Consider the following 21,817-nt stretch of genomic DNA (forward strand, 5'->3'; position numbering starts at 1 on the left):
CCAGCATATTTCACCTCAATTTACTGCAATACCCGGCATACTCGGCACATCCGAACTGCTTATTGAAGATCCGTAGGTGACTTATGCCGGAAATCAACCTGGATGCCACTGACATCCGCATCCTGAACGAACTCCAGCGCGATGCGCGCCTGACCAACGTCGAGCTGGCGGCACGCGTCAACCTGTCGGCCTCGCCCTGCCTGGCCCGCGTCCGCCGCCTGGAGGCCGAGGGGCTGATCGACCGGCGCGTCACGCTGCTCAACGCGCGCAAGCTGGGGCTGAAGGTCAACGTGTTCATCCAGATATCGCTGGACAAGCAGCGCAAGGCCGCGCTGGACGTGTTCGAGCGCGAAATCGCCGTCCTGCCCGAGATCATGGAGTGCTATCTGATGTCGGGCGACGCCGACTACCTGATCCGCGCCCTGGTGCCGGACGTCGACGCCCTGGAGCGCCTCATCGTCGAACACATCACCCGCATCCCTGGCGTGGCCAGCATCCGTTCGAGCTTCGCCTTGAAGCAGGTGCTCTACACCACCGCGGTGCCGCTGGCCTGACGCCGGCCAACCGCGAGCGCCGCGCCGCTTGCGGGATCGTCCGGCCCAGCCCACAATGAAAGCGCCGCGCGGGCCGCTCGGCCCGCGCCGCTCCCTCCCATCGTCTAGCAAGGAGCAAACCATGCCTGAAACCGACTGGTTCCCTGGCGGCACGCTACCCGATCGTCAGGGCTACTACGAAGTGGAATTCGACACGGGTGAAATCGAAATCACGCGCTACGGCCTGTTGGGCTGGGAGCCCGAACAGGATCGCGGCCGGATCAAACGCTGGCGTGGCCTGGACCCGAACATCGAAGCCGCCGAAATGCAGCGCGAAAGCGCGGTGCGCAACAACGGCGATACGCTGATCGGCTGACCTCCGGCCCCGGGGGCCGGAATGCAAAACGCCGCGGAGGACATCCGCGGCGTTTTGCATTGCCAGGAAGGCGCGATCAAAGATCCAGCTTGGAGATCTTGGTGCCGGCCAACGACACGCCCGCCATCAGGCCGCCGTTGTTCATCACGAACCCCACGACCGGTTGCTGCGCCGTGTTCGTGTCGATGCGCCCGGTAGCGCCGACATTGACGACGGCAACCGTGGCGTCGGCGCCGATGGTCCAGCCGCTGCTGGCGCGGAACTTGGCGAGCGCATCGTCGGTCATGAACAATATCACCATGGCCTTGGACTGCGCGCCGGCCTGGAAGCCGACGGAACCCGCCGTAGTGCTGTAGTAGCCGGCGGTGGCGCCGCCTACGCGCAGCACGCCATTGCCATGCTCCGCGCCGACGATGAAGCTGCCGCTCAGCACATCGGGAAAGATCAGTATGCCCCTGGCGCGCGCGACCAGCTCCTTCGACTGGGGCGAGGCCTCGTACAGTTTGCCCAGCGTCGCATCCGCCGCGCTGTTGAGCGATTGACGCTTCTCGCTCGCCGTCGCGGAGGACTTCGGGCCTGTGGTGGTGCAGCCGACGAACAGCAAGCCAGCCGCGCCGATCGTCACGGCCACGGCGGCGCGACGCAAGACAGGAAAAGTATCAAACATGGAACTCTCCTTTTTTGTTGTCACCAGCTACCAATGTACCGGGCAAATTCGCAAGCGCAAGACCCATGATTGTGGCCAAACGCAACAAAACCCGCCCGATGCCGCCAGCTGGACGAACCCGCCGCTACAAAATGCCGTAGCGCGGCTCGCCCGTGGACTCGTCGACCGAGACGATGCCCGACAGCACCAGTTCGGCATGGCGCAACGCGATCGTCGCGTCCGCGAAGGTGACGAAGCGCGGCAGCGACCAGCGTCGCGGCGCATCTTCCCGCCCTTCCGTCCTGCAGACAGCCACTTCGATCGCGAGCACGCCGTCGCCCAGCCTGACGACCTGGCATTCCACCTGGAAGCCATCGATATCACGCCGCGGCCACGCGTTCATGCCACTCTCCGAAATGTACTCGTCCGGCCGCAATATGCCAAAAATAAATCGCCTTGCAAAGCAATGTTTTCAAGGGGTTATGACGTACTAGACAGCCTAGTGCGAGCGCATCTTGCAAGCCCCGGAAACGGCCCGGAAACGCCCGTTTTACGGGCCGACGCGCGGTTTGCGCGACAGGCGGCGGCGAAGGCCGCAGGCGCGCTTTACTCGCCGCCCGGCTGCCGTATCCACTGGGCGTCCCACAGCCCCTCGCCGCGCTCCAGCGCGTCGCCCAGCGCCTGCTTGCGGCGCTGCGCGACCGCCGCGAGCAGCGCATTGCAGACGGAGAACGCCGCGGTATAGGAATCGAAGGGCGAGGCGCCGGAGCTGCGCGCGACCAGCACGTGATGCGCCGACGCGGCGGCGGGCGCCGAAGCCGAGTCGGTGAACAGCACCACCTTGCCGCCGCGCTGGCGGAAATACTGCACCGCCCCCGCCGTGGCGACCGAATAGCGCCGGAAGGTAAAGGCCAACAGCACGTCGCTGTCGTCGATCCACAGCAGCTGGTCTTCCAGCGACAGGGCCCCCGGCGCCATCATCGGCCTGACCGCGGGCAGGCACATGTTCAGGTACAGCGCCACGTGGCTGGCCAGCGGCGCCGCCTGCCGCAAACCCAGGACGTGGACCCTGGCCTTGCGCTGCGTCAGCAGGCGCACCGCCGCCTCGAACGCCGCCACGTCGATCGACGCGAAGGTTTCCTTCAGATTGTGCTGGTCGTGCAGCAAGGCGTTGTTCAGGCAGGCCCGCGCCGACGGGGTGTCCGCGGCGACCGCGTCGGCCCGCTCGCCCGGCGACGCGAGGCGCGCCGTCACTTCGGCACGCGCCTCCATCTGGGCCTGCGCATAGCTTTCGTAGCCCAGCTTGGCCAGCAGGCGCACCACGGTGGACGCGCTGGTGCCCACCTTCTTGGCCAGGGCGGTCGCCGATTCCAGCAGGCCTTGCGGATAGCGCGCCTGCATTTCCTCGACCAGCAGGCGTTCGGTCTTGCTGAGTTTCCTGCCGTAGCCGGCGATGCGTTGGTTCAGGTTCATACGGAGGCGGATCCATGATGGCGGCCGGGGCCGGGTGCCCGCGCGGGCTGTCTTCCGGATGGGGCCTAGGTGATAACCCCAAATCTCACAACGAGCATTGCATCTTATATTTCATCCTGCAATGTTCATTGCAAAATAGACCAAACACGCCGTCACTACAAGAGACTTTCATGAAGCATCACCCCCAGGGGCCGTCCCTGACCCGCCGCAGCCTGATCGCCGCAGGCCTGGGCGCCGCCCTGTTGCCGCTGAGCGCGCGCGCGAACACCTACCCCTCGCGCCCCATCACGCTGGTCGTCCCCTTTCCGGCCGGCGGCTCGGTCGACCTGATCGGCCGGATCTACGCGGAATCGCTGGGCAAGGCGCTGGGCACTACCGTCATCATCGAAAACCGCGACGGCGCGGGCGGCGCCATCGGCAGCAAGCGCGTCGCGCGCGCCAACCCGGACGGCTACACCCTGGTCGCCTCCTCGCAGAGCTCGCACCTGGCCAACCCGCTGATGCGCAACGACCTGGGCTACGACCCGATCAAGGATTTCGTTTCGATCTCGCAGCTGTCTCGCACGCCCAATGTGCTGGTGACCAATGCCGACGTGCCCGCCGCCAACTTCGCGGAATTCGTGGCGCTGCTGAAGTCCCGTCCGGACCAGCTGCACTACGCGACCGCGGGCATCGGCAGCATGGGCCAGCTCAACGCGGAACTGCTGAAAAACACGCTGCAGCTGCAGGCCGTGCACGTGCCCTACCGCGGCGGCGCCCCGCTGATCAACGCGCTGCTGTCGAACCAGGCCCAATTCGCGCTGGACAACCTGGCGCCCTTCCTGCCCCACATCCAGGTCGGCAAGATGCGCGCGCTGGCCGTGGCGGCGCCCAAGCGGCTGGACTCCCTGCCCGACGTGCCCACCTTCGCCGAACTGGGCTACCCGGTGCTGAACTCCATGTCCTGGATCGGCCTGGCCGCGCCGGCGGGCACGCCGCCGGAGATCATCGACACGCTGCTGGCGGCCGTGCGCAGCGTCGCCACGCAGGACGGCATGCCGCGATCCCTGGAAAAAGCCGGCGCCCTGCCCCCCGAGGACCAGACGCCCCAGCAGTTCACCGCCATGATGTCCGAGCGCCTGGCGTTGTACAAAGACCTGATCGACCGCGCCGGCATCCGTCCTGAATAGGCCCGACACCCATGAACAATCCTGCTTTCGAACCCGATACCTCGCCGCTGGAAGTCCTGCCGCGCGACCTCTCCGCCTACCGCGAAGGCAACGTGGGCATTCCCTACGTGCACCGCTTCGAGTCCGGCCGCCCCGGCCCGCACGTGCTGATCAACGCCATCACGCACGGCAACGAAATCTGCGGCATGGTGGCCGCGACCCACCTGCTCGATACCGGCGTGCGGCCGAAGATCGGCACGCTGACCGTGAGCTTCGCCCACGTCGAGGCCTACGAGGCCTTCGATATCGAGCAGCCCTATGAAAACCGCCAGCTGGTGCACAACCTGAACCGTATCTGGTCGGCCGACATGCTCGACGGCCCCGAAGACAGCCCCGAGCTGCGCCGCGCCCGCGAACTGCGGCCGGTGCTCGAAGCAGCCGACTACGTGCTGGACATCCACTCCACGCGCGCGCCGGTGCAGCCGTTCTGGGTCTATACCGAGATGGACCGCAACACCGCGCTGGCCAGCGCCGTCGGCGCGCCGGAAGTCCACCTCGTGATGCCCCCGGGCATCTTCCCGGGCACGGGCGTCATGGGCTACGGCCGCCACGGCGATCCGGCGTCGGACAGCGGCGGCTCGCTGGTGGTCGAATGCGGCCAGCATTTCGCGCAGTCCGCCGCCACGCTCGCCACCGACGTGACGCTGCGTTTCCTGGCGCACCTGGGCCTGATCGATACGCCGGCCGACGCCTCGCCGCCCCCCGCGCCGCGCCGCTACCGGCTCCTGGAAGTGCACATGGTGAAGTCGGCCGACTTCACCTTCACGCGCCCGGTCATCGGCTTCGAAACCTACGCCAAGGACGAACTGATCGCCATGAACGGCACCGAAGAGATCCGCTCGCCCTGCGACGACTGCACCATCTTCATGCCCACGCGCATGCCCATCGTCGGCCGCGAGGCGGTGTACCTGACGGTGGCGGTCTGACGGCCCGGCAGGCGCCCGGCCCCGGGCGCCTGCCCCTCAAAGGTCCGGGATCAGGCGCTTGCCCAGGCTGATGACCTCATCCTCCTGGAACCCCAGCGTTTCATAGAAGCCCCGCACCGCGACATTACCCGACCGTATCAGCAGGTTGATCTTCGGGCATCCCAATTCAAGCAGCTTGCGCTCGACGGCGCGCATGAGCGCCGTCGCGTAGCCGCGCCGCTGGTGCGCCGGCGACACCGCCAGGTAATTGATCCATGCCCGATGGCCGTCGTACCCGCCCATCAGGGTCCCGACGATCGCGCCTTCCGCCTCGCCCACCAGAAACAGGTCCGGCTGCACCGTCAGCTTGCGGGCGATGTCCTTGCGCGGATCGTTCCAGGGCCGTGTCAGGCCGCAGTCGCGCCACAACTGGATGATCGCCGCTTCGTCCGTGGAATGGTAGGGCCGGATGGCGATGTCTTGAGAGCTCATGCTTCGTTCCTTCTTGAGGGAAACGAAAGCCTTGCGATACGCCTCGGCAGCGGGAAGCACGAACCAGAAAACAAAAAGCCACGAGGAGCATCGTGGCTTTCGGAAAAGGCGCTGAAGACTCAGCGCCGGGATGCGACCAGCCACTCAACGCAGGCGTCGAGCGATTCGTCGGAGAGAGGCGCCGGACAAGGGCGCGACAGGCAGTGCTTCCATGGCTGCAAGCATACAGGAGCCTCCCCGTTGCCGCCAAGCGGCCACGCCGCCTTCAGGCCGGCATGGGCGTCGGCAGCGTGCCCTCCATCACCGCCACCGCCTGCCCCGCCACCCCTGCCCATACGCCGTCGGGCCGCGGCTCGGCGTCGGCCGACAGCAGGCTGGGGCGGCCCATGTCCACGCCCTGCCCGACCCGCAGGCGCAGGGCGCCGCCGCTCAAGGCCGCGCGCAAGGCCGTGACGGCCGCCGTTGCGCTGCCGGTGGCCGGATCTTCCGTCATGCGCCCCGTGAACATGCGGGCCTGGAGGTCCGTCTGCGGCTCCGCCGCCGTGTCCGTAGTGTACGCGTAGATGGACTTCACGCCATCCAGCGGCAGCAGCGCCGCGTAGCCCTGCACATCGGGCGCGGCGCGCCGCAGCGCGTCGCGGCTGGCCAGTTGCACGACCAGGAACGCCAGGCCCACCGAGACCACTTGCGGCGGATGCGAGGACGTATCGATGTCGGCCGGCTCCAGCCCCAGCGCCCGCGCCACCGCGGCGGCGGACGCCGTGCCCCCGCGCGAGAGCGGCTGCGGCGCCCGCAGCCGCGCCCCATCCACGCCTTGCTCGCCGGACCTCAGCGCGATGCGGACCAGTCCCGCCGCCTCCTCGAATACGAAGGTTTCGGGCACCGGGCGGCCCGCCGCCTGCCATTCGCGCGCGAGCACCACCGCCGTGCCCACATTGGGATGGCCGGCGAACGGCACTTCGCGATCCGGCGTGAAGATGCGCACCCGGGCGGTATGCGCGACATCTTCGGGGGGCAGCACGAAGCTGGTTTCCGAATAATTGAATTCGCGCGCGATGCGCTGCATCTGCGCGCCATCCAGCCCTTGGGCGTCGAGCACGACCGCCAGCGGATTGCCGCCATAGGCGTCGCGGGTGAAGACATCGGCGGTGACGTAACGGTAGCGCATGGAACATCCTTTCCGGCCGCGCGGAAGTGGCGGCGACCGGCGAAGTGTGCCCCCCCGACGCCGCCGCCGCCAGACACAGAGCGACGAAATCGGAGCCGTAACAGCACGCGCCGCACCCTAGGGTAAGCCGCAATTTCCACGCCCATCCGCTGCACGTACCTTTTCGATAAATATGTTTATCGTACAAAGTCGAACCCAAGAATCGGAGCAGCACGTGGTGTAGCAAAAACCAACCCAAGGGGAAGTCGTCATGAAGCGTCGCAGTGCGTTGAAACTGATGGGGTCCGCGGCCGGCCTGGCCTTGACAGGCAGAGGCTGGGCCCAGGACGGGCCCTACCCGTCCCGAACGATCAAGATCATTGTCTCTTCCACCCCCGGAAGCGCGACCGATCTTGCCGGCAGGCTGGTAGGCGACCTGCTGTTCGCCAAGTACGGCCAGAGCGTCGTGATCGAGAACCGCGCCGGCGCGGGCGGCGTGATCGGCATGCAGGCCGCCGCCGCGTCCAAGCCGGACGGCTACACCCTCACCACCGGCGGCCTCGGCCACAATGTGCTGCCGCCAGCGACGCTGCAGGGCCTCCCGCTGGACATCCCCACGGCCTTGCGGCCCATCGCCCAGGTAGCGGAGTTCGTCAATGCGCTGGTGGTGCGCACCGACCACCCCGCCAATTCGGTGCCGGAACTGGTCGAGTACCTGCGCGCCAGCAAGCGCAAGCCGCTGTACGGCAGCAATGGCGTGGGCAGTTCGTCGCAGATGACGGCGGAGCTATTCGCCATGCGCACCGGCCTGAAGTTCGACCACGTTCCCTACAAGGGCGCGGCCGATGCGCTGGTGGGCACGGCCAACGGCGATCTCGACATCTGTTTCATGAACCTTCCGCCGACGCTGGCCATGGTGGAAGGCAAGCGCCTGAAGGCCCTGGCCGTCACCAGCGCCTACCGGGCCAGGCAACTGCCCGCCGTGCCCACCATGCAGGAGCAAGGCATGACGGACTTCGACGTGACCAGCTGGCTGGGCATGTACGCCCCCGCCAAGGTCGATCCGGCCATCATCGCCCAATTGTCCGACGTCATCGTCAAGGGGCTCGCCACGCCCGAATTCCAGGCCCGCATCATCGGCGCCGGATTCGAGCCCAAGCTGCGCAACGCCGCGGAATTCCAGGCCTTCTCGGCGGCGGAATTCAAGCGCTGGAGCGAAGTCGCCCAGCGCGCCGGCATCGTGGTCGCCTACGGCGGCAAGTAAGCCCAGGCAAAAAGGCATCGGGGACGCGCCTCGCGTCCCCGATGCCCGCCCGCGACGCCGCGACGATCAGGCGCGGGCCTCCCACACCTGCGGATTGACCATGGCTTGCGGCTTGCGCTTGCCCAGCGCGTCCAGCAGATTGGCCACGGCCAGATCGATCATGGCGCGGCGCGTCTCGTGGGTGGCGCTGCCCACGTGCGCCTGCAGCACCACGTTGGGCAGTTCGCACAAGGGGCTGGACGCCGGCAGCGGCTCCTGCTCCATCACGTCCAGGCCCGCGCCGGCGATGGTGCCCGCGCGCAGCGCGTCGACCAGCGCCGCCTCGTCCAGCACCGGGCCGCGCGCCGTATTGATGACGTAGGCGGTCCGCTTCATCAGCTCGAACTCGCGCTTGCCCACGGAATGGCGCGTCTCGGCCGAGAGCGGGATATGGACGCTGAGCACGTCCGAGGACTTGAACAGCTCGTCGCGCCCGACGTAGCTGGCCAGGCTGCCGACCGACGGATCCTCGCGGCGGTTGTGGTAAATCACTTTCATGTCGAACGCCTGGGCGGTGCGCGCCACCACCTTGCCGATGCGGCCCATGCCGAGCAGGCCCAGCGTCTTGCCGCGGATATCGGTGGTCAGCGGGAACGCGCCCTTGGTCCAGGCGCCGCTGCGCACGAACGCGTCGCCGGCCACGAGGTTGCGGGCCAGGCACAGCATCAGACCTATCGTGACGTCGGCGACCGCGCCGTCCAGCACGCCCGGCGTGTTGCAGATCAGCACCTGGCGGCGCGTGGCCGCGTCGACATCGACGTTGTCGAAGCCCACGGCGAAGTTCGAACTGACGGTAAGCGCGGGAAAGGCGTCGAGCAGCGCCTGGTCGACCCGCGTGCGCATGGTGCAGACCATGCCTGCGATCTCGGCGCGCTGCGCCGCCGGCACGACGTCGGCGGGGTTCTGCCCGACGGGCACGTCGACGATGTCGCAGACGGCGGCGACGCGCTCGCGCAGATCGGCGGGCAGCGGCGCGGACACGATGATTTTGGGTTTTTGGTTCATTACGGCTCCGTGTGGTTCAGGGTTCGATCGATTCGACGTCGGTGGCGAACACTTGTTGTTCACCGGCGCCGACGAGAGAGGAATCCGAGGGATGATCCAGGTAGCGGACGATCAGCCAGAATCCGTCCTGGGGGTTCTCTACGATTTCGGCGACCGCGCCGTCGGCCATGCGCACGCGCGCGCCGGGCTGCAGATCGACGAGGTTGAGGGATTTGTTGTCGGCCATGTCGGCGGCTCCTTTTTTTGCTGCCGCGGCTACAGTTCGAGCTGCGCGGAAGGCACCCGCAGGCGGATGCCGTCCAGCTCGGGCGTCATGATCACCTGACAGGACAGGCGGCTGGTCGCGCAGCGTTCCGGCACCACCTCCAGCAGGGCCTCCTCCGCCATGCCCGGCGGATCGAGGCGGCCGAACCAGGCCGCGTCCACCTGTACGTGGCAGGTGCCGCAGATGGCGCCCCCGCCGCACTCGGCGACGATGCCTTCCAGGCCATCTCGGCGCGCGGCTTCCATGAGCGACCAGTCGTCGGGTACGTCCAGCACCCGTTCGGCCCCGTCGGGCAATTCAAATACGGCAGAGGGCATGTCGACCACCTTTTCAAGTAAGGGATTCCGGCGTGCCGATGCGCGGCACGCCCTTGATGAATTCCACCGGGCTGTCCACGGCTTCGATCGCGGCCAGCCGGCCTTCCTGATAGCGTTCCACCAGCCATCCCTTGGCGGTGGGCAGGAGCACGTCGCGGCTGGGCTGGGCCGGATTCACCAGGCCGGCCATCTGCAGGCGGCGCCCGTGCTGCTCGGACCAGAAGGTCGGCGGCCGGGGCGCGGGCGGGTTTTTCCCGGCGATGGCGGCGGCGGCGATGCGAGCCTGGGCCAGCGCGTTCTGCACGCTTTCTATGCGCGCATGGCGCCGCAGCTCGCCACGGAAGGCGCTGGCGCAATCGCCGATGGCGTATACGTCAGGCGCGGACGTTCTGCAGCATTCGTCCACCACCACGCCGTCCAGGCAGATCAGCCCGGACGCCTCGGCCACCGCCGTTTCGGCGATCGCGCCGATCGACACCAGCACCAGGTCCGCGTCGGCCACGCCGCCATCGGCCAGATGCGCGCGCCAGCCCGCCTCCATGCGCTCCCAGCGCGCCACCGCCGCGCCGTGCCGGATCTCGATGCCGGCATCGCGATGAAAGACGCCGATGCGCGCCGCGGTCGGCTCGGACACCTTCCCGCCCATGACATTGCCGCCCTGCTCCAGCACCAGGACCTCGGCGCCCAGCTTGCGCGCCGAGCAGGCGGCCTCCAGGCCCAGGTATCCCGCGCCCAGCACCAGCAGGCGGCAACCGGGCCGCAGCGCCTCGCGCAAGCGGCGCGCATCGTCCAGGCCGCGCACCGCGTATACGCCCTCGCCCGCCACGCCCGCGATATCGCGCGCCCGCGCGCCGGTGGCCAGCACGCAATGCTCGTAGCTCACGCGACGCCCCGAACGCGTGTGCAGCACGCGCTCGGCGGTATCCAGGCGCTCCACCGGATCGCCCGCCACCATGGTCACGCGCAGCTTTTCGTAGGCGCCATCGGCGCGCAAGGCGATGCGCTCCTCGCTGGTGGCGCCCGTCAGCAGGGCCTTGGACAGCGGCGGCCGCTCATAGGGCGCGTGCGCTTCCGCGCCGAACAGCGCGACGTCGCCCTCGACGCCGGCGGCGCGCAAGGCCCAGGCGCATTCGACGCCCGCGTGGCCCGCGCCGATGATCGCCGTATGCACGTGGGTGAGGCGGGTTTGGTCTTCCATGCGATTCATGCTCCGAACTTCAAGGACACGTTGGCGCGGCCGGCGACCTGCTTCCAGCGCGCCAACTCCGCCCGGTTCAACTCGGCGAAGGCGTCCGCCGAAGACGACTTGGGCTCGAAGCCGGCGGCGCTGAGCGTCTCGCGCGACGCGGCCTGGCCCATGCCTTCCTGCAAGGCCGCGCTCAGCGTCTGAACCACGACCGGCGACAGGCCGGCAGGCCCGTACAGGCCCAGCCAGCTGGTCACGTCGAAATCCGCCACCCCCTGCTCCGCCATGGTCGGCACGTCGGGCAGCTGATTGCTGCGATAGCTGCTGGTGACCGCGAGCGCGCGGATGGAGCCCTTGCGGATCAGCCCCATCACGGGCGGCAGGTTGCTGAAGCTGAAATCCAGGTTGCCGTTCACCACGTCGATCAGCATTTCGCCGCTGCCCTTGTAGGGCACGTGCAGCAGCTCGGTGCCCGTGCGCTGCGCGAAGAACGCCGTGGTCAGGTGCACCGAGGTGCCGATGCCGTTGGAGCCGTAGTTCAGCCCATCCTTGCCGCGAGCCCGCGCCGCGGCGATCAGGTCGTCGACGCTGCGGATGGGAGAATCCGCGCGCACGATCAGCACGTTGATGAACTCGGCCATCTGCCCGATGGGCGTGAAGGCGCGCGACATGTCCAGCGGCAGCCCGGTGACCGTGGCCATGGGCAGCACCATGCCGCCCAGCCCGTTGAGCAACAGCGTATAGCCGTCGGGCGGCGCCGCCGCCACGTGCTGGCTGCCTATCATGCCGTTGGCGCCCGGGCGGTTCTCCACCACCACCGGCTGCCCGAATTTCTTGCTGAGGATCTCTCCGGCCAGCCGGCCGGCCACGTCGGTGACGCCGCCCGGCGGATAAGGCACGATCAGCCTGATGGGCTTGGACGGATAGGCCGCCTCGCCGGCCCGCGCCACGCCCGCGGATCCCATCGCGGCCGCGGCGGCGATGGCTTTCAGTACAGTACGTCTATGCATGCTGCGACTCCTGGGATGGGCGCGTCTCGCCCTCAGCGGACGGCCCCTGATCGGAAAGAAAACCATCGAACTCCGGCAGACGGGCCGGCGCCGAACGGGCCGGGCGCTAGAAGAAGATCGTGAGCGCCTTGGAAAGCAGGACGTTCTGGTCGAGGTGGATCTCGCGCGCGAGCACCTTCCAGCGCCCGTCGCGGCGGCGCAGCACGTCTTCGCGCTTGCCGACGAAGAGGCTGACCTCGGCCTGCAACCGGTTCTGGTAGATCAGGAAGCGCGATCGCACCCGCACGCGCTCTCCCCCGCCCTCGTCCGGCTCCACCCCCAGCACGCGGATATTGGTCACCAGGTGCGATACGCGCGAGGCCGGCTCCTCGGCCCAATGGATGCCCGTCCGGATCTGGGCGACCCGCTGGCGCAGCGTATCGATGCCCTCGTCGAACCACGCGGCGTCGCGCGGGCCCGAATACTCCTGCGCCATGGCGTCCCGGCGCACGTTGCGCGTGAGCGGCATGCGGTAGCTGATGTCCTCGTCCAGCAGTTCCAGCCAGGCGTCGAACTCGCGGTGGTCCAGCAGGTCGGCCTCGTAGTGCAGGAAGCGCTGCACCTGCCACCAGACCTGCATATCGTCGATGCTGGCATCCTGCGCCGCGGCCGGCGCGTTGTCGGTGGGCGCGTTCATGCCGCCTTCTCCTGGGCGCGCGCGGCGCCGGCCATCAGCTCGTCCCAGGACAAGCCGTTCATGAATTGCGCCCAGCGGCGGTAATAGATGCGGGCGTTTTCCTCGGTGTATTCGCCGTTGACGGCACAACCGGGAATCTCGGGCACCGGCTCGGCGTGCCCCACGCCCATCTGGTAGTTGAAATAGAGTTCGCGCGACATCGTGCCCATGCTGGCCTCGGTGGCGCCGGTCCAGTTCTCCATGTCGTCGGATTCGGTCATGCCGCCCGGGCCGGAATAGCGCAGGAAGTAATGGCGCGCCGCTTCCTTGACGGCTTCCGGCGCGTCCTTGTCCACCAGGTACATGCGCCACATTTCCATCTCGGTCGGGCTGATCGGGTGGAACACCGCCAGGGTGCGGGGCTGGCGCCCGTGGAAGGACATGTTCGGGAAAATCGTGCCCACGCTGGTCTGCACGCGCATGGCCGAACCCAGCGTGCGTTCGCGCCGCTCATGCACTTCGCGGTAGTAGGCCTCCACTTCCGGATAACGCGCATACTGCGGCGCGTAAGGCCCTTCCTCGTAGAACGGCAAGCGGCCCAGCAGCCCGTGGCCCAGCTCCGGGAAACAGATGGCCGAGCGCGTGGCCGAGGGATCGCGCCGCCCCCTGCCCCCGCCCGGCCCGATGCCGACGATGTCGACGGAGCGGTGGCTGATGTCGTGGTACAGGTCGCCGATGAAGTTCTCGGGCGCGAATTTCCAGTTGCACTTGACCCGCCACTTCTGCACGCCGCCGATGACTTCCGAGCCGCCCGCGCTGCCATCGCGATGGTCGAGCGCCGCGTCCAGGTACAGGCGCATATTGCCCAGGTAGTCCAGGAACGGCGGCGCGTCCGGGTCCCAGGTCGCCCACACCGCGCCCTTGTAGTTGACCACCTGCGCCACGGTCTTCAGGCCCCACTGCTTCTTGTCCAGCTCGCCCTTGTAATGCGTGGCGTGGCCCGGCACGCCGACCAGTTCGCCCGGCCGCTCCACCAGCTTGCCGTCGGTGGAGAAGCTCCAGCCGTGATACGGACAGGTGAAGGTCCTGTTATTGCCGTGATCGTAGCGGCACAGCTTCATGCCGCGGTGCGCGCAGCTATTGAGCATGACCTGGATCTGGCCCTGCCGGTCGCGCGTCAGGATCACCGATTCGGTGCCCATCCGGGAGACGAAGTAGTCGTCCGGATTGGGCACCAGGCTCTCGTGCCCCACGAACAGCCAGGCGCGCGAAAACACCCGCTGCAGTTCCTGCTGGAAGATCTCGTCGTCGACGAAGATGGAACGGCTGATCAGCCCTTCATCCGCGCGCACCAGTTCGTCTATCGATTTACGCCCCATCGCCACTTCCCCTTGGAGATTGCCCGCAATCGGAGGGCTACGGCTTTTCCGCCGTGGCTGCCGCCGTGCGCAGTCGTGCTTCCGTGTTGTCGACGTGCGTGCGCGCCTGCTGCCTCGCAAGCTCCACATCGCCTTTCTCTATGGCGGCGAACAGCGCCTCGTGCTCCTTTTGCGCCTGCGCGCCGCGGCCGGCGATCTTGGCCGACCGCGAGCGCGAAACGCGCAGGTTCTTCTTGAGCAGCACCGCCAGGAAATCGAAGAAATTCAGGTAGTGTTCGTTGCGGGTCGCGCGCGCCACGCAACGATGGAACTCCATGTCGGCGTCCACGCCGACCGCCACGTCGCCGGTGGCGATGGCATCGCCCATCTTGCGCAAGGCCTGGCGCATGGCGGCCAGGTCTTCCTCGCTGCGCCGCTGCGCCGCGAGCTGCGCGGCCTCGATCTCGAAGCCCCGGCGCAGTTCGACGATGCGCAGCACCTGGTCGGCATCGCCGATATCGGCCGCCTGCATCCGCAACACCGAAGGCCGCGCCGTCTGCATGACGGTCAGGCCGCGCCCCTGCTTGCTTTGCACGATGCCGTCGCCCTTCAGGCGCGACACCGCCTCACGCAGCACGGTGCGCGAAACGCCCATGCGGGTGGCGATGATCTGTTCGGGCGGCAGCACTTCGCCGACCCGGTAATCTCCGCTGGTAATCTCTTCCAGCAGCATTTCGGTGACGCGGTCGGTCAGGTTAGGTTCCGCCTGGACGGGCGCGACCGGGTCTTTTTTCAACAGGGATCGAGAAGCTGAAGTAGGCATAAGGAAGTTTCTGTCCGAAAACGTTCATCATTGCCAGCCCGCGTTGCCTCGGCTGTGTGCGCCGAGGCGCGAGGCGTCGGCGTTGAAAATATGATAATCGTATAAAAAATATGACGGATACTAGGGAAAGCGCGGATGCCTGGCCGCGGATGCAGGCCGGAAAGCCGCTAGACTACGCCAGCCCGCCGCAATCCGATTCCCCCATCACGCCGCGGGTTGCGCACCACAGGAACCCGCCATGGCCAGCAGCCCGCGCACCTATTTCCTGAACCGCCTGCCGCCCGGCGAGCTTGCGCGCATCCTGCTCGGCCGCGAACGGTTCTTCCTGGAAAACGTCGGCGACATAGCCGCAACCGTGGCGGCGATCGAAGCGCATTGCCGGGAGCATGGCCTGACGACTCAGGTGCGCAAGCGGCCCGACAACCCTGGCCTGTCGGGCTGGGACGCGCTGCTCCTCGTCCCTTCCTGGATGGGTTTGCTCGCAGCCGCGGCCCTTTCCGTCCTCGGCCTGGGCGGGCGACGCACGGATCTGGTCATCACCCAACGCAGCAACAGCCTGCTCGAAATCCGCCATTGCGCCCGCGGCGTTGCCCCTTGACCCAACGCATCCCGCAGCCTGTGCCAGGCCGTTAAACTATCCCATATATGGGGATAACCGACATGAAAGACAGTGCCGCGCGCGCAGGTGAAATCACGCTCGACGATGCAGTGCGCCTCGCGCAAACCTGGGCCGCCGCCCATCACGCGGATGCGGGCCGAAGCCGGAATTTCGCCGTCCAATGGCATCAGGACACCCCCGTCGCCGATAGGCGCGGCGATGCCTTGCTCCGGGACCTGGAGTTCTTTTTCCAGGCGGCCTCGAAGGATGCCGCCTACTGGCAATCGGTCGGCGATTTCTCCGAAGAAGCCACCGGCGTCTGGGGCATGCAGGCGCTCAAGGCGCTGGCCGGCCTGAATGCCGTGGGCCTGCTGGCGGCCGCGATTCTCCTGGCCGCGCGCGGCGGCTCGGCCTACACCGCCGGCGCGATCGGCGCCTGTGCGCTATTCCTGGCCGGCGTGATCCTGGCCTATCCCGCGCTCAGGCTCACCCGCCTGTCCCGCGCCCGCGCGAACGCGGCAGCCGCATCCCACAGCCGGGAAGCCGGCAGCGCATGGACGTGGGAGCAGCTTCGATCGGCAAACGACGCGAACCCCAATGTGGGGCGCAAGGAAAGAAAGCTGGCCTTCCGGCTGGCCGCGATCATGGCCGCCACCGCGACGGCGGGATGCGCCGTGCTCGTCACGACGGTGTGGCTCTAGCGGCGCGCCGCCGCCATGCCCGGCAGGCCGTCCGGCGGCGCCGGCCATGTTTCTACCCAACAGCACCGGTGGTCGTATCCCGGAACGGCCACGATCTCCGGCTTTCGGTCGGCGGGGAAATGCGCGGCATACGAGGCCGCGATGTCCGGCGGCATGACGCGGTCCTTGGCGCCCACGTAATGCCGCTGCGGCACCGTCGACAGCGCGCGCCATGCGTCGGCCGGATTCAGCGAGCCCGACAAGGGACTCACGCCCAGCGCCGAGGTCCAGGCCCGAGTGTCCAGATTGCCGGCCACGGTGACCAGGCGCGCCACGTCGCGACGCCGCGCGGCAAGCAGCGCGGCCACCGCGCCGCCGCCCGAATAGCCCACCAGTTCAAGGCGCTCGGCCCCGTAGCGGGCCTTCAATTGATCCAGCGCCCTGTCGCTCGCGTCGATGACCTCGGGCGCGAAACGCCCCGCGGTCCAATAATGCGCCGCGCACTGGCGGCGGCTCTGTCCTTCGACGTACTGGCAGGGCCTGGCCAGATAGACCGCCTGGCCCCGCGTGTCGGCGATGGCCAGCCGCAACGCCAGGGGATTGCGCGGCGTCGGATCGAACGACGGCGTGCCGCCATCCACCCACGCCGCGCCGTCTCCTTCGATATAGACCGTCAATGCGCCAACCTGGGCCAGCCCCGCCGGCGCGAAGGCCGCGAGCACGAACGCGCCCGCATCCAGTTCCAGGCGTTGCCAGCCCGCCTGCTGCGCCACCGCCGCGGCGGCCTGGCGGCGCTCCTGCACGGACGTGCTCGCGCAGCCCGACAGCAGAAGGCAGCCCAGCGCGAACGCGGACAGCAGCGGTTTCATCGCATCAGAACGCCCAACGCAGATTGATCGACGCCGTCTGGGCCGCCAGGCCGCTGCGGGCCTCTACGTCGTAGCGCGCCGTGATCTGCGTGTTTTCCGCGGCCTGGAAGTCGACGCCCAGTCCCACGCGGCCGATCCAGCGTCCCGGTTCCATGCCCGGCGTCTGGAAGGCGGCGCCGCCGCCCACGTAGCTGGCCGCGATGCTGTTGCCTTCACCCAGCATGTCGTAGCCCACGCCCAGGCTGGCGACCAGCGCGGCGCGGTCCGTCAGCCGGTGCTGCAGCTGGCCTTCGACCATGGTGATCAATTGCTCGCTGGTCTGCGAACCGACGCGCAGGTCCAGCGCGCCGGCGCCGCTTTCCTTATACGACTCGCTGTGGATGCGGAAGTAGTCCGCGCGCAGCGACGGGGTGAAGCTGGTGGCATCGCTCAGCTGGAATCCGCGTCCGATCGCCGCGCCCAGGTGGGCGGTCGTGCTGTCGAAATCCGACTTCGCGACACGATCGATTCCGCCGAAGCGCATGGAACGCCGGCCGTTGTTGCCGTTCAGGCCCACGTCCGCCTGCCAGCTGACCCACGCATTCGACCAGGCGCTCAGGGCGTGGCTGCCATAGGCCATAAGCTGGTAGGCATCGATGTCGGCGCTATTGGTGTCCGCCGTGGACTTGCCCTTGACGTCGGATCTCGCATAGGAGAAAGCCATCCCCAGGCGACTGGCTTCGCCTACCTTCGCATCGGCGCCGAGCACGAAACCATAGGTGTCCGCGCGATAGCCGGCCACGCCATTGCGGTTGTCCTGATCCGCGTACGAGGCCAGCGGCTTGAACCACAGGTGCTTGTCGGCCAGGAACTCCTCGCCCGACGACAGGCCGGTCAGGCTGTTCTGGCGGGCCTGGATCACGCGGCTCACGCCTTGCATTCCGTTGACCGACACCTGGTTCAGGCTGGCGCTCATGAGCGGCAGCGTCTGGGCGACGGCATCCGCCACCTGCTGCGGGTTCGCCAGCCTGCCGAACGCGCCCACCACGTCGGCCATGTCGCCGGTGTTGCCGGTGTTCGCCAGCAGGCCGTCGAGCACGCGCGCCGCGCCCATGCCCTGGCCGAAGCCCTGCGCCGAGACGCGGTTGGAAACCGCGCGGCTGGGGGCCGGGGCGGGCGGCGTCTCGACGGACGGCGTATCCGGCTTGACGGGCGGCCTGACGATCACGTCGGGGCCGTTGCCTTCGTCCAGGACCGCGCGCAGGTCGACGGTGCCGTCGGCATTGACGACCGTCTTGAAATTGAACAGTTCGCTGTTGTCCTTCGTGACGAAGGTGTCGTTGGTCGCTTCCAGCGTCGTGGCCGAGATCACCGAGGTCAGCACCTTCTGGTTGGCCAGCGCATCGCCCCGGACCACGTCGACGTAGAGGCCGGTGCCCTGCTCGAAGCTGGCCCTGCCCAGCACCGACAGACGGCCATAGATCGGCGTGCCGACAACGCTCGACACGCCCACCGCCAGGCTGGCGTCGCGCGACTGCACGTAGTCGCCCACGACGGTCGTCACGGCGCCCGGTTGTACGTAAACCTGGCCTTGGTTGCTGAAGGGCCTGGCGCGGCTTTCGAACAGGTAGTACTGCGAATTCAGGCGGGCGCCCGAGGCCACGGTGAAGCTGTCCACGGCGAAGCTGTTCTCGGCCGTGAACTGCCCGTTGACCACGACCGAGCTGCCCGCGCCGCCCGAAACGTGGCCGGTCACGCGGCTCGTGTTGCCTTCCAGGCGCAGCTGCGCCGAGCCCAGCTTGACATTGCCGTCGATGAGGCCGTAGTTGCCGATGCCGCGGGTGATGGCGCCTTCGTTGACGATCGCGTCGGTCGAGGGAAACGGCGCGGCCACGAAGCCCAGCAAGGGAATCGCCTGGATGGTGCCGCGGTTGATGACCTCGCCGATCGTGCCTGTGGCCGAGTTGGTGAGGGCGCCCGTGTTCCCCTTGAGAGTGCCGTCGTTCACCAGCTCGCCGATGAGGCCCTCGTTGAGGATCGCCCCCGTCCTGCCGTCCATTACATTGCGGTTGGTCACGGTAACGACAACGCCGCTGGGAAGATTGTGGAGGGCGTTTCCTCCCCAGCTCGATATCGTCCCATCGTTCTCCAGGTTGCGGATCTGGCCAAAGTTCCCGATGGCGTAGCTCGGATAGCTGTTGGTGCGGATGATGCCGCTGTTGTTCAGTTGGATGATCTCGCCATCGTTCCTGACCGCGTACGTGCCCTGGGCGGTAATCTGGCTGGTGTTGTTCAGCAGGGCCATCGACGCGCCCAGGTTATTGTGAACCGCGGATCCGGCCGGACCGCCTTCGATGGTCCCATAGTTGTTCAACTGGGTACCGATGGCGAGGCTGTTGTCGACCGTATCGAACGAACCGGGCGCAAGCGTGCCATGGTTGAAGATTTGGACATTGGAGCCCTGAACCAGCACCGTGGTGCCCAGGATCGGCTGGATCTTGCCGGTCTCGGTCACGGTGAGCGTCGAATTGCTGGACAGATCGCATTGGGAATTCTGCGTATCCGACACCGTCGTGTTCGGGTCCCCACAGAGCGATGCGGCGGCGGCCGGTGCCGCGGCCAATCCATGTAGCGCGGCCGCCACGGCCGAGGCCAGGATGGCGCCCGAACGGGCGCGAGGCAGCGGCCGGAAGGCGGCCGCGAGAGGGGAATGGGGTCGTGCTTTGTTTCGGGTGCTGCGTGCCATGCGGTTGCTCCGGTTCTCGGCGTGGCCGGCTGAACGACGTACTGCGCCCGCCGGGTAGCGCGCGAATCCTTCAACCGGAATAACAATTTGTAAATAGTATTTTTAATTATGCCGGTTTCTATCGAATTGAAACTGAGCAAACCTGAGCGGCGACCCGGCTGCACCCGGGTAGCGGGAGGCCGGTCAGAAGACGGGGCGGTAGGACAGGCTGAGCCGGAATGTCACCGGTTCGTCGCCGCCCATGCGGGTGAGGTCCACGGACCCATCCAGTCGCGCGGCGATCTGGCGCACCAGGTACAGGCCCAGGCCGGCTCCCGGCCGCAGCCGGGCGTTCTGGCCCCGATAGTATTTCTGGAACAGGCGTTCCCGCTCCGGCTCGGGAATGCGGGCGCCGGCGTTGGACACCTCGATGCGCACCGCGCCCTCCCGCTCGCGGACCGCGACCCGGATCTCGTCGTCGGTCGACGAATGGCGATCCGCGTTGGCCAGCAGATTGCGCAAGGCGATGCGCAACAGGCCGGCATCGCTGCGCATGGGCTGCACGCCGGGATCGATCTCGCAATGGATGCGCCCGGGCGGGAAGGCCTGTTCCAGGTCGGCGAGCATGGCGCGCAGATCGCAGGAGTCCTCCTGCGGTTCGCTCCTCAACTCCCGGACGCGGTCTTCCGTCAGGTACTCGTCCACCAGCGCCAGCAGGCGCAACGACGCGTCCCGGATGTTGTCGCAACGGATCTGGTTCCGCTCCAGCGGCGCGCTCTGCAGATTGCGGTTCAATTGCTGGGCGGAGGTTCCGATGATCGCCAGCGGAGTGCGGAACTCGTGCGACACCATGGCCACGAAATCGCGCTGCTCGGCCATGATCTGGCGTTCGGCTTCCAGCGCCTGGCGCAATTCATCCTCGACGCGTTCCCGGCGCCGGATTTCGCCCGACAGGTCGGCGGTGCGCTCGGCCACCTCGACCGCCAGGCGCTCGCTGTGCTGGCGGGCCAGGTCGGCCGCCAGATTGGCCTGCCGAAGCTCGCGCGCGCGCCGCTGGCGCTCGTGGCGGCCGATGACGATGAAGCTGAGCAGCAGCATGTGCACCATGGTGCCCAGCAGCGTGGCATGCTCGGTGAACGCATTGACGGGCAGGACGCGCAGATTGCGCAGGAAACCGATCACCACGCCCACGTAGAACACGCCGAACACCGGCAGGAAATACCGGGCCGGCCGCCATCCGCGCCACAGCAGGTAGGCCCCCAGGCCCGACAGGATGGGAATCAGCGCCAGCGCCGTCATCTGCACCGGCTGCATGCCCATGCCGTAATGGCCGGACAGGATCAGCGCCGCGCAGACGGCCGCGATGCCCAGGCATACCCGGTTCATCCATTTCGCCAGCCGCGGATAGCAGCGGGCGAGTTCCAGCTGGCGCAGCGCCACCGCCTGGGCGATGGGCAGCGCGGCGGCCATGCCGACGCCCAGGAGGCGGTCGCTCCAGGCCACCGACAGGCCGCTGAGCTGCTGGACCAGCCCCGCCGAGAACACCTCGTTGAACACGCAGCTGCCGATATAGGCGAGGAACAGCCCGCTCATCGGCGCGCGCGTTCCCAGCCAGAAGATGGCATGCAAGCCGATGAGCAGCAGGTAGAAGCCGGCATACAGCCCGAACAGCAGGCCTTCCCGGCGCGAGCGGTTATCGAAGGCCGAGCGCTGCCAGACCTCCAGCCGGCTCATCATCGCGTTCTTGCTCTGCAGCCGCAGGAGCACTACTTGCTGACCGGCGGTATCGGGCGTGAAAAAAAAGGTCGGGCTGCGGAAATCCACGGGCCAGTCCTCCCGGTCGACGTCCTCGCCGCTGTGTCCCAGCAGCTTCCAGGAACCGTCGGGCCGCCGCTGGTAGGCGCGCGCGTCGTCGAGCAATGCGTTGCCCAGGCGCAGCATCCAGCCTTCGGGCAGCGGCTCCTCGACGTCCAGCGTCAGGCGCAGCCAGATGGTGGCGGGCGTGAAACCGGCGTTCAGGTTGCCCGGCATCGCCGCCCACGCTTGCGCCGCGTCGGCCTGGGCGGCGTCCAGCGTGCCCTCCCGGTCTTCCAGGCGCTCCAGATAACCGGCAGTATCATGCACGGGAGATTGCGCATCCAGACGCAGCACGGCCGCCGCCGCCGGCAGGCTCGCCCCCATCGCGATGGCGACGAGCAGGCGCAAGGCGAGCCGCCGAAGTAGGGAATCGAAGCAACGGTGCTGTTTCATCAGGCCGAACAGGG

Annotated in this window: 23 protein-coding genes; 7 read left to right on the forward strand and 16 right to left on the reverse strand. The window is 67.7% G+C overall.

What is annotated here, in order from left to right:
* Positions 1–83: 83 nt before the first annotated feature.
* A complete protein-coding gene (locus ADE01S_RS06320; RefSeq protein WP_062680634.1) occupies positions 84–554 on the forward strand; it encodes an Lrp/AsnC family transcriptional regulator in 471 nt (156 codons plus the stop codon).
* A 121-nt stretch (positions 555–675) separates the two neighbouring features.
* Positions 676–909, forward strand: coding sequence for a hypothetical protein (locus tag ADE01S_RS06325; protein WP_062680636.1), 234 nt, complete (start codon positions 676–678; stop codon positions 907–909).
* Between the two features lie 76 nt (positions 910–985).
* Here the strand turns inward: ADE01S_RS06325 and ADE01S_RS06330 are convergent, their stop codons facing one another.
* The 3 genes from ADE01S_RS06330 to ADE01S_RS06340 form a co-directional block, all read right to left on the reverse strand.
* Positions 986–1,576, reverse strand: coding sequence for a BPSL1445 family SYLF domain-containing lipoprotein (locus ADE01S_RS06330; RefSeq protein WP_062680637.1), 591 nt, complete (start codon positions 1,574–1,576; stop codon positions 986–988).
* A 124-nt stretch (positions 1,577–1,700) separates the two neighbouring features.
* Complete coding sequence (locus ADE01S_RS06335) at positions 1,701–1,958, reverse strand: hypothetical protein (RefSeq protein ID WP_062680639.1); 258 nt, start codon at positions 1,956–1,958, stop codon at positions 1,701–1,703.
* Positions 1,959–2,161: 203 nt separating this feature from the next.
* Positions 2,162–3,028 (reverse strand): MurR/RpiR family transcriptional regulator, encoded by an 867-nt coding sequence (locus ADE01S_RS06340; protein ID WP_062680641.1) that lies wholly within the window; start codon positions 3,026–3,028, stop codon positions 2,162–2,164.
* A gap of 170 nt (positions 3,029–3,198) precedes the next feature.
* Between ADE01S_RS06340 and ADE01S_RS06345 the strand changes: the two genes are divergently transcribed.
* Both ADE01S_RS06345 and ADE01S_RS06350 read left to right on the forward strand, forming a co-directional pair.
* Positions 3,199–4,197, forward strand: a complete 999-nt coding sequence (locus tag ADE01S_RS06345) for a Bug family tripartite tricarboxylate transporter substrate binding protein (protein ID WP_062680642.1) — start codon at positions 3,199–3,201, stop codon at positions 4,195–4,197.
* An 11-nt stretch (positions 4,198–4,208) separates the two neighbouring features.
* On the forward strand, positions 4,209–5,162 hold the full coding sequence (locus ADE01S_RS06350) for a M14 family metallopeptidase (protein WP_062680644.1): 954 nt from the start codon (positions 4,209–4,211) through the stop codon (positions 5,160–5,162).
* Positions 5,163–5,198: 36 nt separating this feature from the next.
* On the opposite strand, the gene ADE01S_RS06355 is transcribed toward ADE01S_RS06350, so the two are convergent.
* Both ADE01S_RS06355 and ADE01S_RS06360 read right to left on the reverse strand, forming a co-directional pair.
* Positions 5,199–5,633, reverse strand: a complete 435-nt coding sequence (locus tag ADE01S_RS06355; RefSeq protein ID WP_062680646.1) for a GNAT family acetyltransferase — start codon at positions 5,631–5,633, stop codon at positions 5,199–5,201.
* Between the two features lie 265 nt (positions 5,634–5,898).
* Positions 5,899–6,801, reverse strand: coding sequence for a PhzF family phenazine biosynthesis protein (locus tag ADE01S_RS06360; RefSeq protein WP_062680648.1), 903 nt, complete (start codon positions 6,799–6,801; stop codon positions 5,899–5,901).
* A gap of 250 nt (positions 6,802–7,051) precedes the next feature.
* Here ADE01S_RS06360 and ADE01S_RS06365 point away from each other — a divergent pair, with 250 nt between their 5' ends.
* Complete coding sequence (locus ADE01S_RS06365; RefSeq protein ID WP_062680650.1) at positions 7,052–8,044, forward strand: Bug family tripartite tricarboxylate transporter substrate binding protein; 993 nt, start codon at positions 7,052–7,054, stop codon at positions 8,042–8,044.
* 66 nt (positions 8,045–8,110) lie between these two features.
* Here ADE01S_RS06365 and ADE01S_RS06370 read toward each other — a convergent pair whose 3' ends face one another.
* The 8 genes from ADE01S_RS06370 to ADE01S_RS06405 all read right to left on the reverse strand — a co-directional run bounded on the left by ADE01S_RS06370 (position 8,111) and on the right by ADE01S_RS06405 (position 14,702).
* Entirely contained in the window at positions 8,111–9,088 is a 978-nt protein-coding gene (locus ADE01S_RS06370) for a 2-hydroxyacid dehydrogenase (RefSeq protein ID WP_062680652.1), read from the reverse strand.
* A gap of 16 nt (positions 9,089–9,104) precedes the next feature.
* Positions 9,105–9,314 (reverse strand): hypothetical protein, encoded by a 210-nt coding sequence (locus tag ADE01S_RS06375; RefSeq protein WP_062680654.1) that lies wholly within the window; start codon positions 9,312–9,314, stop codon positions 9,105–9,107.
* Positions 9,315–9,343: 29 nt separating this feature from the next.
* Complete coding sequence (locus ADE01S_RS06380) at positions 9,344–9,670, reverse strand: 2Fe-2S iron-sulfur cluster-binding protein (RefSeq protein ID WP_062680656.1); 327 nt, start codon at positions 9,668–9,670, stop codon at positions 9,344–9,346.
* A 13-nt stretch (positions 9,671–9,683) separates the two neighbouring features.
* Positions 9,684–10,868 carry an NAD(P)/FAD-dependent oxidoreductase gene (locus ADE01S_RS06385; protein ID WP_075873428.1) on the reverse strand — a complete coding sequence of 395 codons (1,185 nt, stop codon included), beginning with the start codon at positions 10,866–10,868 and terminating at the stop codon, positions 9,684–9,686.
* 5 nt (positions 10,869–10,873) lie between these two features.
* Positions 10,874–11,866, reverse strand: coding sequence for a Bug family tripartite tricarboxylate transporter substrate binding protein (locus ADE01S_RS06390; protein ID WP_062680658.1), 993 nt, complete (start codon positions 11,864–11,866; stop codon positions 10,874–10,876).
* Between the two features lie 106 nt (positions 11,867–11,972).
* Positions 11,973–12,542 carry a 3-phenylpropionate/cinnamic acid dioxygenase subunit beta gene (locus ADE01S_RS06395; RefSeq protein ID WP_062680659.1) on the reverse strand — a complete coding sequence of 190 codons (570 nt, stop codon included), beginning with the start codon at positions 12,540–12,542 and terminating at the stop codon, positions 11,973–11,975.
* The gene (locus tag ADE01S_RS06400) at positions 12,539–13,900 is read right to left on the reverse strand and encodes an aromatic ring-hydroxylating oxygenase subunit alpha (RefSeq protein ID WP_062680661.1); all 1,362 of its coding nucleotides are present in this window, start codon (positions 13,898–13,900) and stop codon (positions 12,539–12,541) included. Before ADE01S_RS06400 ends, ADE01S_RS06395 begins: the two co-directional genes overlap by 4 nt.
* A gap of 37 nt (positions 13,901–13,937) precedes the next feature.
* Positions 13,938–14,702 (reverse strand): FadR/GntR family transcriptional regulator, encoded by a 765-nt coding sequence (locus ADE01S_RS06405; protein WP_062680663.1) that lies wholly within the window; start codon positions 14,700–14,702, stop codon positions 13,938–13,940.
* Between the two features lie 238 nt (positions 14,703–14,940).
* Between ADE01S_RS06405 and ADE01S_RS06410 the strand changes: the two genes are divergently transcribed.
* Positions 14,941–15,300: a hypothetical protein gene (locus tag ADE01S_RS06410; RefSeq protein ID WP_062680665.1), complete on the forward strand. Its 360-nt coding sequence runs from the start codon at positions 14,941–14,943 to the stop codon at positions 15,298–15,300.
* A 62-nt stretch (positions 15,301–15,362) separates the two neighbouring features.
* Entirely contained in the window at positions 15,363–16,001 is a 639-nt protein-coding gene (locus tag ADE01S_RS06415) for a hypothetical protein (protein WP_062680666.1), read from the forward strand.
* On the opposite strand, the gene ADE01S_RS06420 is transcribed toward ADE01S_RS06415, so the two are convergent.
* From ADE01S_RS06420 to ADE01S_RS06430, 3 genes are all read right to left on the reverse strand, one after another.
* Positions 15,998–16,849 carry a hypothetical protein gene (locus ADE01S_RS06420; protein ID WP_062680668.1) on the reverse strand — a complete coding sequence of 284 codons (852 nt, stop codon included), beginning with the start codon at positions 16,847–16,849 and terminating at the stop codon, positions 15,998–16,000. The two genes, ADE01S_RS06415 and ADE01S_RS06420, sit on opposite strands and share 4 nt — an antisense overlap.
* Positions 16,850–16,853: 4 nt before the next feature.
* A complete protein-coding gene (locus ADE01S_RS06425) occupies positions 16,854–19,574 on the reverse strand; it encodes an autotransporter family protein (RefSeq protein WP_082775722.1) in 2,721 nt (906 codons plus the stop codon).
* A gap of 183 nt (positions 19,575–19,757) precedes the next feature.
* Positions 19,758–21,803: a sensor histidine kinase gene (locus ADE01S_RS06430; protein WP_062680672.1), complete on the reverse strand. Its 2,046-nt coding sequence runs from the start codon at positions 21,801–21,803 to the stop codon at positions 19,758–19,760.
* Between the last annotated feature and the right edge of the window lie 14 nt (positions 21,804–21,817).

It is taken from the genome of Achromobacter denitrificans NBRC 15125 (assembly GCF_001571365.1).
GTDB classification, from domain to species: Bacteria; Pseudomonadota; Gammaproteobacteria; order Burkholderiales; family Burkholderiaceae_B; genus Achromobacter; species Achromobacter denitrificans.

Bases quoted from the DNA above. Each gene is read 5' to 3' on its own strand.
- ADE01S_RS06385 (WP_075873428.1), bottom strand. From the start codon at position 10,868: ATGGAAGACCAAACCCGCCTCACCCACGTGCATACGGCGATCATCGGC.
- ADE01S_RS06375 (WP_062680654.1), bottom strand. From the start codon at position 9,314: ATGGCCGACAACAAATCCCTCAACCTCGTCGATCTGCAGCCCGGCGCG.
- ADE01S_RS06420 (WP_062680668.1), bottom strand. From the start codon at position 16,849: ATGAAACCGCTGCTGTCCGCGTTCGCGCTGGGCTGCCTTCTGCTGTCG.
- ADE01S_RS06325 (WP_062680636.1), top strand. From the start codon at position 676: ATGCCTGAAACCGACTGGTTCCCTGGCGGCACGCTACCCGATCGTCAG.
- ADE01S_RS06400 (WP_062680661.1), bottom strand. From the start codon at position 13,900: ATGGGGCGTAAATCGATAGACGAACTGGTGCGCGCGGATGAAGGGCTG.
- ADE01S_RS06425 (WP_082775722.1), bottom strand. From the start codon at position 19,574: ATGGCACGCAGCACCCGAAACAAAGCACGACCCCATTCCCCTCTCGCG.
- ADE01S_RS06355 (WP_062680646.1), bottom strand. From the start codon at position 5,633: ATGAGCTCTCAAGACATCGCCATCCGGCCCTACCATTCCACGGACGAA.
- ADE01S_RS06380 (WP_062680656.1), bottom strand. From the start codon at position 9,670: ATGCCCTCTGCCGTATTTGAATTGCCCGACGGGGCCGAACGGGTGCTG.
- ADE01S_RS06415 (WP_062680666.1), top strand. From the start codon at position 15,363: ATGAAAGACAGTGCCGCGCGCGCAGGTGAAATCACGCTCGACGATGCA.
- ADE01S_RS06330 (WP_062680637.1), bottom strand. From the start codon at position 1,576: ATGTTTGATACTTTTCCTGTCTTGCGTCGCGCCGCCGTGGCCGTGACG.
- ADE01S_RS06395 (WP_062680659.1), bottom strand. From the start codon at position 12,542: ATGAACGCGCCCACCGACAACGCGCCGGCCGCGGCGCAGGATGCCAGC.
- ADE01S_RS06390 (WP_062680658.1), bottom strand. From the start codon at position 11,866: ATGCATAGACGTACTGTACTGAAAGCCATCGCCGCCGCGGCCGCGATG.
- ADE01S_RS06345 (WP_062680642.1), top strand. From the start codon at position 3,199: ATGAAGCATCACCCCCAGGGGCCGTCCCTGACCCGCCGCAGCCTGATC.
- ADE01S_RS06370 (WP_062680652.1), bottom strand. From the start codon at position 9,088: ATGAACCAAAAACCCAAAATCATCGTGTCCGCGCCGCTGCCCGCCGAT.
- ADE01S_RS06340 (WP_062680641.1), bottom strand. From the start codon at position 3,028: ATGAACCTGAACCAACGCATCGCCGGCTACGGCAGGAAACTCAGCAAG.
- ADE01S_RS06410 (WP_062680665.1), top strand. From the start codon at position 14,941: ATGGCCAGCAGCCCGCGCACCTATTTCCTGAACCGCCTGCCGCCCGGC.
- ADE01S_RS06365 (WP_062680650.1), top strand. From the start codon at position 7,052: ATGAAGCGTCGCAGTGCGTTGAAACTGATGGGGTCCGCGGCCGGCCTG.
- ADE01S_RS06350 (WP_062680644.1), top strand. From the start codon at position 4,209: ATGAACAATCCTGCTTTCGAACCCGATACCTCGCCGCTGGAAGTCCTG.
- ADE01S_RS06335 (WP_062680639.1), bottom strand. From the start codon at position 1,958: ATGAACGCGTGGCCGCGGCGTGATATCGATGGCTTCCAGGTGGAATGC.
- ADE01S_RS06360 (WP_062680648.1), bottom strand. From the start codon at position 6,801: ATGCGCTACCGTTACGTCACCGCCGATGTCTTCACCCGCGACGCCTAT.
- ADE01S_RS06405 (WP_062680663.1), bottom strand. From the start codon at position 14,702: ATGCCTACTTCAGCTTCTCGATCCCTGTTGAAAAAAGACCCGGTCGCG.
- ADE01S_RS06320 (WP_062680634.1), top strand. From the start codon at position 84: ATGCCGGAAATCAACCTGGATGCCACTGACATCCGCATCCTGAACGAA.
- ADE01S_RS06430 (WP_062680672.1), bottom strand. From the start codon at position 21,803: ATGAAACAGCACCGTTGCTTCGATTCCCTACTTCGGCGGCTCGCCTTG.